Raw genomic sequence first — 16,130 nt, forward strand, 5'->3', positions numbered from 1 at the left:
TGTCAGAAGCGGTATCCGATGCCGATGGCGTAGACGTTCGGATTGAGCTTGAGCGACACGCTCTGGCCCGAGGACAGGTGCGCCGTGGTCTTCAGGAAGCTCTTGTAGTAGGCCACGTCCAGGAACCAGCGCTCGTTGAAGTTGTAGACGAAGCCGATCTGGGGCGTCAGGCCCCATTTGCTGTCCACCGAGGCCGTGGTCGGGTTGGCCAGCGTGCCGCCGGTCAGGCCGTTGAGGGAGGCCGTGGTGCGCTCGCCGAAGAACTTGGCATAGGTCACGCCCAGGCCCAGGTAGGGGCGGAAGGCGGAGTTGGCCTCGCCGAAGCGGTACTGCGCGAACACGGTGGCGGGCAGCACCTTGGTGCGGCCCAGCTTGCCCGTGCCGGAGATGGCGCCATTGCCCACGAAGTCATGCTTGAACGGCAGGCCCATGGGCACGTCGATGGCCCAGTTGTTGGTGACCATGTAGGTCACGCCGCCCGTGAGCTGGCTGTTGGCCTTCACGTCCACGCGGGTGTCGGGGAAGCTGGGTGTGCTCAGCCAGCCGCTGCTGGTCTGGGGATCGATGCGCGTGGCGCCCAGGCGCACGCTCCAGGTGCCGGCGGACTGGGCGGTGGCGGCCATGCAGGCCGTGGCCATGGCCACGGCGGCGGTGATGCGCAGGAATGTCTTCATGGATGTGTCTCCTCGTGCTGCATGACTGCGATCACAGCCAGCCGGCACGGGCCAGGGTGCGGGAGGCCAGCTGGCTCATCTGCTGATGGCCATAGGGCGTGGGGTGGAAGCTGTCGGCAAAGGCATAGCTCTTCCACCAGTTGGCGCTGGTCTCGCCCACGGGAATGGAGGCGGACAGCGCGGCCTCGGTGCAGGTCGGGAAGCTGTAGGTGGGCAGGCCGTCGGCGCCCGCGCCGGTGGCAGGGCAGGCCGCCTTTTTCACGTTGGTGTAGGCGTACTGGGCGGGGTCGGCCATCTGCTGGCGGAACTCGCTGTAGAAATCGATGATGGCCACGCGGCTCTCGCCCGCGAAGCCGGTGGCAACCTGCTGGTTGAAGGCCTTGACCCAGCCGTCGAACACGGTCTCCAGCTGGGCGGCGGCGGCCGAGCCCTGCTGCTGGGCCACCGACTGCAGTACCAGCTGGAAGCGCGGCGTCAGCGTGATGGCCGGCACGTTGAGGATGGCCACGCGCGTGGCGCCCTTGCCCAGCACATTCGCCTGGATGGTGGACACATAGCCCTTGGCCAGGTTCTGCATGTACAGGCCGCCGGCCTGGGCCATGCCGGCCTGGCCCTGCTGCAGCAGCGCACCCAGCGTGGCCGCGTCGATCTTGGTGGACAGCAGTGCCTTGAAGTTGGCGCCCTGGTCCCTGGAAGCGGCCAGGAAGGCGCCGATCACGTCGGCCGCGTCATTGGCGCCGCCGTCGATCACGGCCAGGTCATCGGCCGTGAAGCCAGCCGCGCCGGCCAGCAGGATCTGCTGCGTGATGGAGATGGGCGCCGTGGGCGCGCTGGTGTAGTTGATGCGGCCGCCGCCCACGGCGTAGTTGTTGCACGAGGTGTTGGGCGTGAAGGCCGTGCCGTTGAAGCGCGGGCACAGGGAGATGTTGTACAGGCCCGCCACGCGCTCGGCCCAGACCTGGTTGGAGCCGGCGCCTGTCAGCGTGGCGTTCTGCACGGTGAACTTGTAGCCGAAGGTGCCGCTGTCGGAGAGGCTGTCGCCCATCACCTTGACGGAGGTGATCTTGGCACGGGGGGTGGTGTCGGCGCCGCTGCCGCCACCGCAAGCGGCCAGCAGGCCGGCCGTGGCCAGGGAGGCCGCGAGGATTCGATAACGATTTGCCAAGGTGTGATCTCCGTGAAGTGTTGTGAATAGCACGACCGTGCTTTTTTTGGTGATTGCCATCGTAGCGACAGTCGCACCTTGGCGACACCGGGCAAGTACCGATAGGAATCGCGGGCCTACCGGGCATTTCGCACGCGGGCGAATAGACGATAAATACCGGTCTGGCGCCCGCAGGCAGGACAAGGCCCTTGCCGGGCAGGAGGCGGAAACACAACGGAAAGGGCCTGCAAAAGCAGGCCCTGGAACAGGAGCGCAGGCGGCGTATCAGCGGTCGTGCGCCGTCCAGTCCACCAGCGCATCCCAGGCCGCGCGCGCGGCGGCCGCATTGGCGTGGTTGGCCATGGCCACCAGCACGTATCGGCGGCCGCTGGCACCATCCACATAGCCGGCCAGGGCCGAGGCATCGCGCAGCGTGCCGGTCTTCAGGTGTGCCATGCCCTGGACGCGGCTGAGGCTGCGGCGCAGCGTGCCATCGACGCCGACGATGGGCATGGAGGCCACGAACTCCGGCATCACGGGCGAGGCCCAGGCCTGCTGCAGCATGCGGCCCAGGCCGGAGGCCGTGATGCGCGCCTCGCGGCTCAGGCCCGCGCCGTTGTCGGCCACGGGCTGCTCGGCCGCACCCCAGCGCGCCTGCCACCACTGGCCCAGCGCCTGGCGCGAGGCCTCGAAGCTGGCCACGCCGGTGCGCTGCATGCCCATGGTCAGGAACACCTGCTGGGCCATGACGTTGTTGCTGTATTTGTTGATGTCCCGCACCACCTCGGCCAGCGAGGGCGATTCGCTCTGGAAGGCCGGCTGCAGGCCGGCCGGCACGCGGCCGTCGCGCACGGTGCCCGTGAGCTTGCCGCCCAGCTCGCGCCACATGCCCTCGATGGCGCGCGCCGCGAAGGCCTCGGGCTGGGCCGGCGCCAGCGACCAGCTCTTGTCGCCGCAGCTGGCCGGGAACGTGCCGGCAAAGGCGATGCGCAACGGGTCGGCCATGTCCAGCTGCAGCCGGGCGCGCCAGTCGCCGCACTCGCTGCCTGCCGGCGCCAGGGGCACGGTTTCCTGTTGCTGGATTCCGGCCAGCGGCGGATCGTATTGCAGCCGCGCCACGCCCGCCGCAGCGTCGGGCACAAAGCCGACCGTCACGGCCTTGTAGTTGACCAGCAGGGCGTCGGGCGCCACGTTGTAGGGGCGCCAGGGCTCGTTGTCGAAGGTGGAGGGATCGTGGGCGGGGACGGAGAACGCGCTGCGGTCCAGCACGATGTCGCCCACGATGACCTTGATGCCCATGCCCTGCAGGCGGCGCAGCATCAGCCACAGCCGCTCCATCACGAGCTTGGGATCGCCCTGGCCCTGGATGTACAGCGGCCCGCGCAGCACGCCGTCCTGCACCGGCCCGCCCAGGAAGACGGGCGTGCGCCAGACATGGGCAGGACCCAGCTGGTCCAGCGCCGCATAGGTGGTGACCAGCTTCATCACCGAGGCCGGGTTCATGGCCACATGGCTTTGCCAGTCCAGGCGCGGAGCGGCCCGGCCATCGACCTCCACCACCAGGGCGGAGACCGCCTCGCGCGGTAGCTTGGCGCGCGCCAGGGCGGCTTCCACGGGAGGCGGCAGCCGGCTTTCGCGCGCAGTCTTGGTGGAAAGGGCCGCCGGTGACGTGGGCGCATCGGCCTGGGCAATGGCCATGCCGGGCAGGGCAGCCGCCGCCAGCAGCGCGGCTGCCAGGCCCCGGTGTGAACGCGGCGTTCCGAGTGAGAAGGCGGAGGAAATCGAGGAAATAAGGAAAGAAGACAGCGAAAGATGCAACATGGCCGGCAAGTCTACGCCGGTCATTGCGGCCATGCCGCGCGCGGGCCGGGCGGGGCACCGATAATCCAGGGCTTGCTGCGGCACCGCCGCCTGCCCCACGCCATGAATCTTCTTGCCCTAGACACCAGTACCGACACCCTCTCCATCGCCGTGCAGCGCGGCGATGCCGTCTGGGAACACAGCGGCCCCGGCGGCCCGCAGACCTCGACCGAGCTGATCCCCGCCATCCTGGCCCTCATGGCCCAGGCCGGACTGGAGTTCGCCGAGCTGCGGGCCATCGTCTTCGGCCGGGGTCCGGGCTCGTTCACGGGCCTGCGCACGGCGTGCTCCGTGGCCCAGGGCCTGGCCTTTGCCGCCCGCGTGCCCGTGCTGCCCATGGACAGCCTGCTGGCCGTGGCCGAGCAGGCGCGCATGCAATACGGCTGCACCGACCTCATCGCCGTGATCGATGCGCGCATGAACGAGGTCTACCACGCCGCCTACCACTGGGCCGATGGCCGCTGGAACGACATCGGCGAGCAAAGCGGCGACTTCGGCCTGTGCGCGCCCGAGGCCCTGCAGCTGCCGCCCGGCACCGTGGTGGCCGGCAACGCCCTGGCCGCCTATGGCGAGCGCCTGGCGCCCCAGGCCAGCCATGTGGCTGCGCTGCCCACGGCCGCCGCCATGCTGCGCCTGGCCCCTGCGATGCTGGCGGCCGACCGCGCCCTGCCGGCCGACCAGGCCCTGCCGCGCTACATCCGCGATAAAGTCGCGCAGACCACGGCCGAGCGCGAGGCTGCCAAGGCGGCAGCCGCGCTTGCTTCACCCGTGCAGACCACAGAGACCCCTCCTGCCCAGGCATGAGCACGCACACGCCACAGCCCTCGCGGCCGCTGCCGCCCCTGACCGACGCCTTGGCGTCGGAGCGGGACAGCGTGCGCTTCGAGCCGCTGAACGTGCTGTGGCTGGACACGCTGCTGCCCGTGGAGCAGCAGGCCTATTCCCATCCCTGGACGCGCGGCAACTTCATCGACGCCATGGCGGCCGGCTATGAAACCCAGCTGCTGGTGGATGCCCAGGGCGGGCTGGTCGGCTACTTCGTCGCCATGATCGTGCTCGACGAGGTGCACCTGCTCAACATCACCGTGGCCCCGGCGCGCCAGCGCCAGGGCTGGGCCCGCATCCTGCTGGACGCCCTGGCCCTGTGGTCGCGCCAGCGCCAGGCCCAATGGATCTGGCTGGAAGTGCGCGAGAGCAATGTCCGCGCACGCAGCATCTACGCCGCGCATGGCTACCAGGAAGTGGGCCTGCGCAAGAACTACTACCCCATGCACGACGGCCCGCGCGAGCATGCCGTGCTCATGAGCCTCAAGCTATGGCCCTGAATCTAGACACCCGCCAGCGGGCCATGCTGCATGCCATGGGCATCACTGTCTGGCTGCCCGAACCCGAGACCGCGCCCGCCGTGCTGTCCGAGGCCCTGGCTGCGCCCTCCGATGCGCCTGCAGCGGCGCCCCTGGCAGATCCGCTGGTGGCCCGCCCCGTGCCGCCGCCCGTGCAGGAGGCGCCCTCCCCGGCGTCTGCTGCACCGGCGTCTGTCGCCGCGCCAACGCCCGCACGCGTCCAGGTGCCTGTTCAGGCGCCGGTCCAGGCGCCACCGCCTCCCGCACCCGTGCACGCCTCTCCTGCACCCGTCATCCCCGAACGCGAACGCCCGCCGCGCCGCTACGTGCAGCAGCCCGTGGCCGGCGCACCGGGCCTGGGCTGGCGGCTGGGCCCCGTGCGTCCCGTGTATGCGGCAACGCCGCCGGCCGGTGATGGCGGCGAAGGCGGCTGGCTGATCCTGCTGGAGCCGCCGGCCAACTCCCTGCCGCTGCCGCCCGCCCGGCGCCCCGGCCCCGACTGCGCGCGCACCGCGCTGGAAGGCGATGCTGCCCGGCTGCTGGACAACATGCTGCGCGCGCTGAACCTGCAGGACCATCCGCGCCTGTACAGCGCCGCCCTGCACCGCGTGCAGCCTCCGGCCGAAGGCCAGGAGGCGCCCGAGGTCCCGGCCCTGCAACCGTCGCTGGAGGCACTGCTGCGCGATCTGCGCCCGGCCTGCGTGCTGGTGCTGGGCCTGGCCACGGCGCGCGCCGTGCTGGGGCGCCAGGAGGCCCTGGGCCGCCTGCGCGCCGAGCCTCACCGCATCGCCGGTGTGCCGGCCGTGGTCAGCTACGACCCCAACTATCTGCTGCGCGCCCCCCAGGCCAAGGCCGGCGCCTGGGCCGACCTGTGCCATGCCCAGGCTTTTGTGACAGGCCGCCAGATGCCCCCTGGAGCCGCTTCCGAATAGCGCGGCCGGCCCGCATGCTGCAGCGCAACGCTGCATAATCCGATGCTTTGCATCTTGGAGAAAGCTCCGTGGAAACCTACCCCAGTTGGTAGCTTTCAACTCCCGGTTGGCCTGTGGGGTTGAAAGCACCCCCGATACCCCGCACGCCTGAGAAGAACACCTGGAGTGAGCCTATGCTCAACATCTTTACGCTGGCCAATGGCCGCCTGGTTCAAGAAGAGATCGAGTCGCTGGAGGAGCTGTCCCGCTTCAAGCCGATCTGGGTGGACCTGGAGTCGCCCACGGTCGAGGAAAAGCGCTGGATCAAGCAGCACTACGAGTTGTCCATCCCCGAAGATGCGATGGACGACGACATCGAGGAATCGGCCCGCTTCTACGAAGAAGACAACGGCGAGCTGCACATCCGCAGCGACTTCCTGATCGACGATGACGAGGACCCCCGCTCCGTGCGCGTGGCCTTCATCGTCAACGAGCACAACAAGAACCTGCGCAGCTGCGGCGTGCTGTTCTCCATCCATGACGAGGACGTGCCGGTCTTCCGGCTGCTGCGCATGCGCGCGCGCCGCGCGCCGGGCCTGATCGACGAGGCCAAGGACGTGCTGCTCAAGCTGTTCGACGCCGACGCCGAGTACTCGGCCGATACGCTCGAAGGCATCTACGACGACCTGGAGAAGGCCAGCAAGATGGTGCTGTCCGGCGACGTGACCGACGATGTGGCCCGCGAAGTGCTGGGCGCCATCGCGCGCCAGGAAGACCTGAACGGCCGCATCCGCCGCAACGTCATGGACACGCGCCGCGCCGTCAGCTTCATGATGCGTTCCAAGATGCTCAATGCCGAGCAGTTCGAGGAAGCGCGCCAGATCCTGCGCGACATCGAATCGCTGGACAGCCACACGGCCTTCCTCTTCGACAAGATCAACTTCCTGATGGATGCCACCGTCGGCTTCATCAACATCAACCAGAACAAGATCATCAAGATCTTCTCGGTGGCCAGCGTGGCCCTGCTGCCGCCCACGCTGATCGCCAGCGTCTACGGCATGAACTTCCGCTTCATGCCCGAGCTGGAGTGGGAGTTCGGCTACGTCTACGTCATCGCGCTCATGGTGCTCAGCGCCGTCGGGCCCATGCTGTATTTCCGCAAGCGCGGCTGGCTGAAGTAGCGGCAGCCGGCCCCCTCGGGCCGGGCTTTCTTCAGGCCAGCGCCACGGCCTCGATTTCCACCTTCAACCCGAAATGCAGCGCCCCCGTGGGCACCACGGCGCGCGCGGGCCGGTGTGCGCCGGCCCAGTCCGCGTAGATGCGGTCGAAGGCCGGCCAGTGCGCCATGTCGTCCAGGTACACGCGCACCTGCAGCAGCCGCGGCACGCCGCTGCCGGCCAGCTCCAGCGCCGCTGCCAGGTTGGCCAGCGCCTGCCGGGCCTGGTCCTCGAAGCTGGCGTCCACCAGGCGCGTGCCGTCGGGCCGTATGGGCAGCTGCCCTGACACGAAGACCAGCCCCTGGCCCGTGGCCGTGTGGCTGTAGTGGCCGCCCGGCGCAGGCAGGTTCGGCGATGCATGGCGCAGATCGATCCCGTTTTCACCAGCCATGGAGCCGCTCCCAGGTTTGCACCGAGCCATCTGCCCCCAGCGCCTGGTAGGCCGGGAACTGCGCGCCCGTGGCGCAGGCATGGTTGGGCAGGATGCGCAGCCGCGTGCCCAGGGGAAAGCGGGCGGCGATGTCGGCCTCTATCGCGCCATCAGCGCGCGCCAGGATGCCGTGCTCCTGGTTGGCGCCGGTCAGCACGAAGCCCGGCATCACCTCGCCATGCAGGTCGCAGACCTGGCCGTAGCCGAAGTCCTGCCGCTGTTTCGCCGTGCCCCGGTCGCGGCTCATGGCCATCCAGCCTGCGTCCACGATGGCCCAACCCTTGTCGGCCTGGTGGCCGATCACGGTGGCCAGCACCGACAGCGCCACGTCCTCGGCCGTGCACACGCCGATGTTGCGCATCACCAGGTCGAAGAACACATAGACGCCTGCGCGTACCTCGGTCACGCCGTCCAGCCGGCATGCCGCCAGCGCGGTGGGCGTGGAGCCCACGCTGACCACGGGGCACGGCAGGCCGGCCGCGCGTAGGGCTTCGGCGGCCTGCACGCAGCCGGCGCGCTCGCGCTCGGCCAGCGCCTGCAGCGCCTCGGGCGTGTCCAGCTCGTAGCTGGAGCCGGCATGCGTGAGCACGCCGCCCAGGCGCATGCCGCCATCGTGCAGCGTGCGGCCAATGGCCAGCAGCAGCGGCGCATCTTCGGCGCCCACGCCGGAGCGGTGGCCGTCGGTGTCGATCTCTATCCATACCTCGAAGGCCTCGCCCTGTTCGCGGCCAAACGCGGCAATGGCCTGGGCCGCCGCCACGCTGTCCACGATGAGCTTGAGATCGCAGCCGCGCCGGCGCAGTTGCAGGGCCTGCGGCAGGCGGTGCGGCGCCATGCTGACTGCATAGAGGATGTCGGTGGTGCCAGCGGCAAAGAACTGCTCGGCCTCCTTCAGGGTGGAGACCGTGATGCCCGAGGCCCCGGCCGCGCGCTGCGCGGCGGCCACGGGCACGCTCTTGCTGGTCTTCACATGGGGGCGCAGGCGCACGCCCTGCGCGTCCATGCGCTGCTGCATGCGGTGGATGTTGCGCTGCATGCGTGCGAGGTCGATCACGGCAGCGGGCGTGTCCAGGGTCAGAAGTGTGTCTTGCATGGTGTTTCTCTCTCCATCGTCAATCCAGGTATTGGCCTTTGGCCTTGAGGGCAGGCACGTCGTTGCGCAGTCCCTGTTCGATCAAGGCGGAGACCGTGGCCGGCACGGCCTGCTCGGGCGACGGCAGCTCCACCCCCAGCGCGGCCATCTGTGCGCGCAGGCCCGCATCGCCCATGGCGTGCTGCAGCGACCGCGTCAGCCGCGCGAGCACCGCCGGCGGCGTGCCGCGTGGTGCGAAGATCGCGTTCCATGAGCGCGCCTGCAGGGGGTGGCCGGCCTCGGCGCTGGCCGCCGTGCCCGGCAGCTGAGCCAGGCGCTGTGTTCCCAGCACCGCAATCGCCTTGATGCGGCCGCCCGCGATCTGCGGCAGCGCCGTCGTCGTCTGGTCGCACATGAAATCGGTCTGTCCGCCCATGAGATCGTTCATGGCAGGCGCGATCCCGCGATAGGGAACATGGGTGGGGCTTTGGCCCAGCGCCGACAGCAGCAGCACGCACCCATAGTGCGATATCGAGCCCACGCCGGCGCTGCCATAGGAGGCTGCGGCCTGGTTGCGCTTGAGCCAGTCGGCGAACTGGCGCAGGTCGGAGGCCGGCAGATTGGCACGCGCCAGCAGCAGCATGGGCGCCGCGCCCGCAGGTCCCACAGGGGCGAAGTCGGCCACGGGGTCATAGGGCAGCTTGCGGTACAAGGCCACATTGACCACATGCGTGCCTATGCCGCCAAAGGACAGGGTGTAGCCGTCGGCGGCAGCCTTGCGCGCCTGGTTCAGGCCGATGGTTCCATTGGCGCCACCCAGGTTCTCGATCACCAGGGGTTGGCCCAGATGCTCCCCCATCTTCTGAGCCACGGCACGGGCCAGCGCATCGCTGGGGCCTCCCGGGGGAAACGGCACGACCAGCGTGACCGGCCTGGCCGGAAAGGCAGCGCCGGCCTGCGCCAGGGCTCCCTGGCTCCACGCCATGGCACAGACGATGGACAGGACCGGGAATGCGGACACAAGGGACAACGGCAGGGCTGGACGCAGCTGCATGGCAGGCTCCTCACAAGGGTGGACAGGATAGGAGGGCGGGCACAGCACCGGCTGCACCCTCGGGGTTCAACCCTGCTGCAGGGAAAAGTCCCTGAGCCAGGGCAGTGCCGGCGCCAGCGTGGGTGCTTCGGCCTCGGCCTGCGGCGCGCCCGTGGGCCGCGACAGGCCCACGCGGTTGTGCCAGAAGGTACGCAGGCCCACGGCCGAGGTGCCGAACAGGTCATAGCCCGATCCGGCCACGAAGGCGGCCTGGCCCGCAGGCAGCCCCAGCCGGTCCAGCGCCAGCTGGTAGGGCCGGGGGTCGGGCTTGTAGAAGCCTGCTGCTTCCGAGGTCACCACCACATCCCAATCCACGCCCAGCAGCGCGGCGGCACGTTGACCCAGTCGCTCGGAGCAATTGGTCACCACGGCCAGGCGACAGTGCGGGCGCAGGGCGGCCAGCAGCTCGCGTGCGCCATCCCAGGGCTGCAGCTGCTCCCATTGCGCCTCCAGCCTGTCGGCCACCGCCTCGGGCAGGCCCCGGTTGCGGGCCGCCGTGCGCACCAGGTCCTCATAGGGCTGGTAGGCGCCGCAGCCATAGGTCAGGCGCAGGTATTCGGCGCGCCAGTCGCGCCCGGCAGCCTCGCTGCCGGCGGCCGCATTCCAGACGGTCCAGGAGTCCAGCAAGGCGGTCAGCAGGTCGAAGAGCACGGCCCGGGGCCATGCGGCAGAGGTGGGGTATGGGGTGTTCATGCCTTGGCACTGTACGGACCAAGACCATGGTCGTGGTTAAATCCGCCGTCATCAATCGTTAAGGCAAATTGAATGATTGCCATCGAAGACCTGCAGCTTGCCGCCGCCTTGCTGCGCGAAAGCTCGCTGAGCGCGGCGGCCCGTGCGCTTGACGTGACACCGCCTGCACTGTCCATGCGGCTGCGCCGGCTGGAGGCCGAACTGGGCCTGTCCCTGGCCAACCGCAGTGCGCGGCGCCTGGCGCTGACGCCCGAGGGCGAGCGCTTTGCCCGCGAGGCCGTGCGGCTGCTGGGCCAGATCGAGGAGCTGCGCGACTCGCTGCACGGCGATGCCCGGCAGCTGGGTGGCACGCTGCGCATTGCCGCGCCCTTTGGCTATGGGCGCAGCCGGCTGGCCCCGGCCCTGGTGCCCTTCACGCGCCAGCACCCGCAACTGAAACTGCAGCTGGACCTGCGCGAAACGCCTTTCCCCGACCGCCACGATGCCGATGCCGTGGTCCACATCGGCGCGGTGCGCGACTCCTCCTGGGTGGCGCGCGAGCTGGCTGCCAACGACCGCTGGCTGTGCGCCAGCCCCGGCTACCTGCGCCGCCATGGCACGCCCGCCACGCCGCGCGAATTGCTGGAGCACGCCTGCATCTGCATCCGCGAGAACGAGGAGGATGTGACGCTGTGGCACCTGCGCCCCGCCGCCAGCCGGCGTGCCGTGGACGGCCAGACCCTGCGTGTGACGCCGTCCTATGTGACCAACGATGGCGGCGTGGCCCGCCACTGGGCCGAACAGGGCCTGGGCCTGGTGCTGCGTTCGCAATGGGACATGGCACCGGCCATTGCCGAGGGCCGGCTGGTGCGCGTGCTGCCCGACTGGCATTTCGGCAGCGCACCCGTCACCCTGCTGGTGCCCACGCGCAAGGGCCGCACGGCGCGCGTGCAGGCCTTGGTGACGTTTCTGGAGCAGTGCGCCGCAGCGGGCGCGCTGTAGTGCAGGTCAGGCCGTGCGCGCGGACGTATCCCGGGCATCGCTGGCACCGTGGGTGCCCTGGCCGCGCTCGCGCAGCCACAGCACCAGGCCGCAGACCATGACCACCAGCTGCGTGCCCACCAGCAGGCCGAAGCCGGCAACGAAACCGCCGCCGGCCGAATGCGATGTCCAGCCGATGACGGCGCCCATGAGCGCAGGCATGAAGCCCGCCACCAGGGTCGCCGTGCCGTTGACGACGCCATAGGCGCTGGCCACATGCTCGGGCCGCGCGCAGTACTGCACGGTGCTGGGAATGGCCGGGCTCATCAAGCCCCAGCAGAAGTTGGCGGCGATCAGGCAGTAGGCCGCCGCGTAGCGGTCTTCCATGTGGATGGCCAGCCATATGGCCAGCGCCAGGCCCAGGCTGCCGCCGACGAAGATCAGCGGCACCTGGCGGCGCGGCAGGCGGTCGATGACGATGCCGCCGACCAGCACGGCCAATACCGTGGCGTACTGCGGCAGCGAGGCCAGCCAGCCCATCTCGCGCAGCGAAAAGCCGCGCGACTCCAGATAGGCCGGCAGCCAGTTGCTGCTGCCCCAGAGGTAGGAGAAGAAGGCCGCCGACAGCACGGCCACCAGCACCAGATAGCGCGTGTGCATGGCGCCGCGCACGATCTGCCCGACCTGGCCCACCGCCTCGCCCAGCGAGCGCGGGCGCGGCATGCCGGTGTCCACGCGGGGCATGCGGATGAAGGCCAGCACCAGCGGAATGCCGATGGCCACATTGATCAGGCCCAGCACGTGGAACGAGGTCTGCCAGTCATGGCCGGCCACCAGGTAGCCGATCAGCGGATAGCCCACCGCCAGCCCCAGGCCCGTGCCCATGTTCACGAAAGAGTTGGGCAGGCCGTTCTCATGGCTCTGGAAATGCGCCTTGATGTAGCTGCCCGCCAGCGAGTACAGCGGCCCTTCGGAGATGCCCAGCAGGATGCGCGAGGCCAGCAGCAGGCCATAGCTGTTCATGGCCGGGGACAGAAAGGACACGGCGCCCCACAGCAGCAGGCCGACCACCAGGCTTCGGCGCACGCCGAAGAGCGCCGCGCAAAACGGCGTCAACACGAAGGAAGAAACGCCGTAGCCCACCATGAAGGCCGTGGCCAGCAGGCCCTGGCGCGTGCGGTCGTCGTGCGTCAGCCCGATGTGGTCCAGAAATCCCTGGTCGAGGATGAGGATCGAAAGGTTGATCCGGTCCACATAGGAGATGGCGACGATGATGAAGAGGCTGATCACCCCCCACCAGCGGGCCGCACGCATATCTTTCATGGCAAGTCTCTATCGCCCGATGGGCTGTATCAGAAGAAGTGGCGCACGCCCACCTCGAAGCCGGAGGAGCGGCCGCCCAGCGTGGTGCCCGGGGCCGACAGGCCCTGCACGCCGATGGACTTGGCCGCGCCGTCCTTGTTCTTGAGGAAGGCCACCGTGCCGTAGACCTGGGTGCGCTTGGACAGGTTGTGCCCGTAGCCCACGCTGATCTTGTTCCAGTCGGCATTGCTGCCGTCGGTGTTGTAGTGGCCGTAGGAGGCCTTGAACTCGCCCATGCCCACGGGCGCGGTCACGCCCAGCTGCAGGGCGGTGACCTTGAGGGCGCCGCGCTTTTCGCTGGCCCACAGCAGCATGGGCTTGGCCACGCCGAAGTCCCAGCTCAGGCCCACGTTGCTGGCCGTGAGGTTGGTCGCATCGCTGTCGCCATAGAACTTGCCCGTGGCCAGTGCGCCGTTGAAGGGGCCCTGGCGGTAGCCGAAGCGCAGGCCGCGGTAGTCGCCCTGGTTCTTGTTGGGCGCGCTGCGCGCCTGCTCGCCCATGGCCACCTGCACCTGGCCGTAGAAGCCGCCCAGGTTCTGCGGCAGGAAGTAGCTGACCGCGTTGCTGATCTGGATGGGCGCGCCGCCCGTGGCCGTGCCCGTGCCGGGAATGCCCAGCATGGTGAAGCCCATGGTGCCGCCCACGCCGTTGGTGAGGAAGGGGTCGAAGATCAGCGTGCTCAGGAAGGTGGCCGAGTCATCGCGGCCCAGGCGCACTTCGCCGAAGTCGCCCGACAGGCTCACGGTGGAGCGGCGGTTGAAGCTCAGGCCGCCACCGCTGGCCTTGCCCGAGCCGCTGTCCACGTCCATGCCCGCCTCCAGCCAGAAGCCAGCGCGCAGGCCGCCGCCCAGCTCTTCCGTGCCGCGAAAGCCGAGGCGGCTGATGTTGGCGCCGCCCGTGGACAGGCCGGTCTTGGACGGGCCGGAGCCGTTCAGGTGCGTGACGCCGACATCGACGACGCCGAAGATCTCGACCTTGGACTGCGCCGAAGCGGCACCGGGCAAGGACGCCAGGCAGGCTAGCGCCACGCCCAGCATGGGCGTATGGATGGTTTTCATGGGGTTGTCTCCTCTGGGGTGGTGGCTTGGGGGGCTTGGGGGTGGTGGGTTGTTGCCGTGCAGGTCTGATTGCCTGCTCAGATATCGAGCACTAAACGTTCGCTCTTGCAGCCGGAAACGCAGACCATCATCACTTTGTTGCTGGCCTTTTCCTTGGGGCTGAGCACCGAGTCGCGGTGGTCCGGAATGCCTTCGAGCACGCGCGTCTCGCAAGAGCCGCAGACGCCTTCGCAGCAGCTGTGGTCCATCTGGATGCCGGCATCCAGCAGGGTGTCGAGCAACGACTTCTCGGGCGTGATCTCGATGAAGCGGCCGCTGCGCTTGAGCTCCACCGTGTAGTTGCTGCGCGCATCGTCGGCGGCCTTGACCTCCACGGGCGTGAAGCGCTCGATGTGGGCGTTGGCGTGGCCCAGCTCGGCGCAGAACTTCTCGAAGGCGTCCAGCATGGGCGTGGGGCCGCAGGCGTAGTGGTGCGTGCCCGCGTCGGGCTGGCGTTGGGCCAGCAGCGCGCGCAGGTCGGGCGGGCCGCCGGCCTCGCTGTCGAAGTGCAGGTGCAGCGGCATGCCCAGCGCCTGCAGCTCTTCCAGGAAGGCCGCGCCCTTGCGCTCGCGGGCGAAGTACAGCATCTCGAACGAGCGGCCCTGGCCCTTGAGCCTGCGCGCCATGCACAGCAGCGGCGTGATGCCGATGCCGCCGGCCACCAGCACGGTGTGCGCGGCGCTTTCGTCCAGCGCGAAATGGTTGCGCGGCTCGGAGATGGTGATGGGCATTCCCACGCGCAGCGACTCGTGCACGCAGCGCGAGCCACCGCGGCTGGCGCGGTCGCGCAGCACGCCGACCACGTAGCGGTGGCGCTCCTCGCTGGGGTTGCTCAGCGAGTAGCTGCGCACCAGGCCGTTGGGCAGGTGCAGATCGATGTGCGAGCCCGGCGTGAAGGCGGGAAGCTCCCCGCCCGCCACGGGCCGCAGGTCCACGCTGATGGTGTCCTGGGCCTCGAAGCGCAGCGTGTGCACGAAGGCCTGGAGGTTGGTGCTCATGATGCGGCGCCTTCGTCGATCTGCTCCTGGGCCAGGCGGCGCAGGTGGCGGCGCAGGCGCACCAGGCCGATGTCGTGCTGGTAGAGGTTCTCGCGCTCGTTGGCGTCCAGCTCCATCTGCTCCATCATGATCCGGTCCTGCTCCAGCACGGCCCAGTGGCGCGCCTCCAGGCGGTTGCGGTACAGGAAGCGCCAGGTGTCGCGCATCCAGCCCTGCACCTTGCGGCAGCGCCAGAAGAACACGGCGCACAGGTCGGCGCTGATGGGCGTGACGCAGGCCACGATGGCGAAGTTGCCGCCGGGGCCGCCGGTCTTGGGATAGGGGATCTCCAGGCGCATCCAGTGCACGCCCGTGCTGCCCCACTCGGTCCAGTCGAAGTTCACGCCGCGCTGGCCCACCTTCTCGAAGACGAAGCCGTCATCGGTCTCGCGCACCTGGAACGTGGCCTTGCTGTCACCCTCGGCCATGGAGTGCGACTGCTTGTGCAGGAAGGTGCCGTGCATGGGGTCCATGACGTTGTCCAGCGCATAGCGGTAGTCGCTGCGCCACTCGGCATAGCACAGGAAGTTGGAGTACTCGGGCGAGGTCAGCTCCTCGGGCAGCGTGAACTCGGGCGCCTCGTCAACGGCCTTGTCGCTGTTGTAGAGAAAGATGGCGCCATGCGCCTCGCGCGCATGGAAGGCCAGCGCCGCGCGCGAGCCTTCGAGCTTGCAGCCGGGGCTGCCGGGCACCTTGGTCACGGTGCCGTCGCAGCGCACTTCCACGCCGTGGTAGGGGCAGGCCAGGCGGTCGCCCAGGATCACGCCCTGCGACAGCGGCGCGCCGCGGTGCGGGCAATGGTCTTCCAGCGCGTGGACCTGGCCGGCGGCATCGCGCCACAGCGCGATCTTGCGGCCGAAGCGGCGCACGGACACGGGCTGGGTCTTCACGAAGTCCGAGGGGCAGACCGCGTACCAGAGGTTCTTCAGGCCTTTGTTGAGCAGGCCGTCCACCGGATCGATGGTGATGGTTTGTACGTTCATGGGGCTCTCCAGTCCTGCTCGGTATCAATAGCCCAGCCGCGCCATCAGCGCCTGGAAGCTGTCTTCGGTCCAGGCCTCGCCGTTCTCGCCGGAGGGGCCGCTGCGGTTGAGGTAGGCCACCAGTTCGGGCAGGGTCTGCACGCCTTCGCCGAAGGCGCGTTCGATGGAATCGCCCAGCAGGTCTTCCATCAGGGTGGGGGCACGTTCGCGCGCCTGGTGCGGCTCGAGATAGCGATCAGCGGCCATGGTTCTCT

17 protein-coding genes are annotated in these 16,130 nt (G+C 69.2%); 5 read left to right on the forward strand and 12 right to left on the reverse strand.

The genetic code is table 11. The annotated features are described in order from the left end of the window. Window positions 1–2: 2 nt before the first annotated feature. The 3 genes from U6958_RS31580 to dacB form a co-directional block, all read right to left on the reverse strand. Window positions 3–674: an OmpW family protein gene (locus U6958_RS31580; RefSeq protein ID WP_016449118.1), complete on the reverse strand. Its 672-nt coding sequence runs from the start codon at window positions 672–674 to the stop codon at window positions 3–5. A 31-nt stretch (window positions 675–705) separates the two neighbouring features. After that, window positions 706–1,839 carry an SGNH/GDSL hydrolase family protein gene (locus tag U6958_RS31585; protein ID WP_017404003.1) on the reverse strand — a complete coding sequence of 378 codons (1,134 nt, stop codon included), beginning with the start codon at window positions 1,837–1,839 and terminating at the stop codon, window positions 706–708. A gap of 264 nt (window positions 1,840–2,103) precedes the next feature. Continuing rightward, entirely contained in the window at window positions 2,104–3,672 is a 1,569-nt protein-coding gene (gene dacB, locus U6958_RS31590; RefSeq protein WP_034363446.1) for a D-alanyl-D-alanine carboxypeptidase/D-alanyl-D-alanine-endopeptidase, read from the reverse strand. Between the two features lie 69 nt (window positions 3,673–3,741). On the opposite strand from dacB, the gene tsaB reads away from it, so the two are divergent. The 4 genes from tsaB to corA all read left to right on the forward strand — a co-directional run bounded on the left by tsaB (window position 3,742) and on the right by corA (window position 7,113). Next, entirely contained in the window at window positions 3,742–4,482 is a 741-nt protein-coding gene (gene tsaB, locus U6958_RS31595; RefSeq protein WP_016449115.1) for a tRNA (adenosine(37)-N6)-threonylcarbamoyltransferase complex dimerization subunit type 1 TsaB, read from the forward strand. Continuing rightward, complete coding sequence (rimI, locus tag U6958_RS31600; protein WP_016449114.1) at window positions 4,479–5,003, forward strand: ribosomal protein S18-alanine N-acetyltransferase; 525 nt, start codon at window positions 4,479–4,481, stop codon at window positions 5,001–5,003. The genes tsaB and rimI overlap by 4 nt, the downstream gene beginning before the upstream one ends. Continuing rightward, window positions 4,994–5,953, forward strand: coding sequence for a uracil-DNA glycosylase family protein (locus U6958_RS31605; RefSeq protein WP_074920852.1), 960 nt, complete (start codon window positions 4,994–4,996; stop codon window positions 5,951–5,953). The genes rimI and U6958_RS31605 overlap by 10 nt, the downstream gene beginning before the upstream one ends. A 173-nt stretch (window positions 5,954–6,126) precedes the next feature. Then, window positions 6,127–7,113 (forward strand): magnesium/cobalt transporter CorA, encoded by a 987-nt coding sequence (gene corA / locus U6958_RS31610; RefSeq protein ID WP_016449112.1) that lies wholly within the window; start codon window positions 6,127–6,129, stop codon window positions 7,111–7,113. A gap of 31 nt (window positions 7,114–7,144) precedes the next feature. Here the strand turns inward: corA and U6958_RS31615 are convergent, their stop codons facing one another. The 4 genes from U6958_RS31615 to U6958_RS31630 all read right to left on the reverse strand — a co-directional run bounded on the left by U6958_RS31615 (window position 7,145) and on the right by U6958_RS31630 (window position 10,437). Beyond that, window positions 7,145–7,540 (reverse strand): RidA family protein, encoded by a 396-nt coding sequence (locus U6958_RS31615; protein WP_016452039.1) that lies wholly within the window; start codon window positions 7,538–7,540, stop codon window positions 7,145–7,147. Beyond that, entirely contained in the window at window positions 7,530–8,672 is a 1,143-nt protein-coding gene (locus U6958_RS31620; RefSeq protein WP_016452040.1) for a DSD1 family PLP-dependent enzyme, read from the reverse strand. The genes U6958_RS31615 and U6958_RS31620 overlap by 11 nt, the downstream gene beginning before the upstream one ends. A gap of 19 nt (window positions 8,673–8,691) precedes the next feature. Continuing rightward, window positions 8,692–9,705: a tripartite tricarboxylate transporter substrate binding protein BugD gene (locus tag U6958_RS31625; RefSeq protein ID WP_016452041.1), complete on the reverse strand. Its 1,014-nt coding sequence runs from the start codon at window positions 9,703–9,705 to the stop codon at window positions 8,692–8,694. A 66-nt stretch (window positions 9,706–9,771) separates the two neighbouring features. Further along, complete coding sequence (locus tag U6958_RS31630; protein WP_016449108.1) at window positions 9,772–10,437, reverse strand: HAD family hydrolase; 666 nt, start codon at window positions 10,435–10,437, stop codon at window positions 9,772–9,774. A gap of 72 nt (window positions 10,438–10,509) precedes the next feature. Here U6958_RS31630 and U6958_RS31635 point away from each other — a divergent pair, with 72 nt between their 5' ends. Continuing rightward, on the forward strand, window positions 10,510–11,418 hold the full coding sequence (locus U6958_RS31635; RefSeq protein ID WP_016452042.1) for a LysR family transcriptional regulator: 909 nt from the start codon (window positions 10,510–10,512) through the stop codon (window positions 11,416–11,418). Between the two features lie 6 nt (window positions 11,419–11,424). Here the strand turns inward: U6958_RS31635 and U6958_RS31640 are convergent, their stop codons facing one another. The 5 genes from U6958_RS31640 to U6958_RS31660 form a co-directional block, all read right to left on the reverse strand. Next, entirely contained in the window at window positions 11,425–12,720 is a 1,296-nt protein-coding gene (locus U6958_RS31640) for an MFS transporter (RefSeq protein WP_016449106.1), read from the reverse strand. Between the two features lie 29 nt (window positions 12,721–12,749). Then, complete coding sequence (locus tag U6958_RS31645; protein ID WP_013804504.1) at window positions 12,750–13,817, reverse strand: porin; 1,068 nt, start codon at window positions 13,815–13,817, stop codon at window positions 12,750–12,752. A gap of 77 nt (window positions 13,818–13,894) precedes the next feature. Continuing rightward, complete coding sequence (locus tag U6958_RS31650; protein WP_016449105.1) at window positions 13,895–14,854, reverse strand: PDR/VanB family oxidoreductase; 960 nt, start codon at window positions 14,852–14,854, stop codon at window positions 13,895–13,897. Next, window positions 14,851–15,876, reverse strand: coding sequence for an aromatic ring-hydroxylating dioxygenase subunit alpha (locus U6958_RS31655; RefSeq protein ID WP_016449104.1), 1,026 nt, complete (start codon window positions 15,874–15,876; stop codon window positions 14,851–14,853). Before U6958_RS31655 ends, U6958_RS31650 begins: the two co-directional genes overlap by 4 nt. A 24-nt stretch (window positions 15,877–15,900) precedes the next feature. Further along, a complete protein-coding gene (locus U6958_RS31660; RefSeq protein ID WP_016452043.1) occupies window positions 15,901–16,122 on the reverse strand; it encodes a recombinase-like helix-turn-helix domain-containing protein in 222 nt (73 codons plus the stop codon). Window positions 16,123–16,130: the final 8 nt, after the last annotated feature.

This window comes from Delftia lacustris, from assembly GCF_040267515.1.
Lineage (GTDB): Bacteria > Pseudomonadota > Gammaproteobacteria > Burkholderiales > Burkholderiaceae_C > Comamonas > Comamonas tsuruhatensis.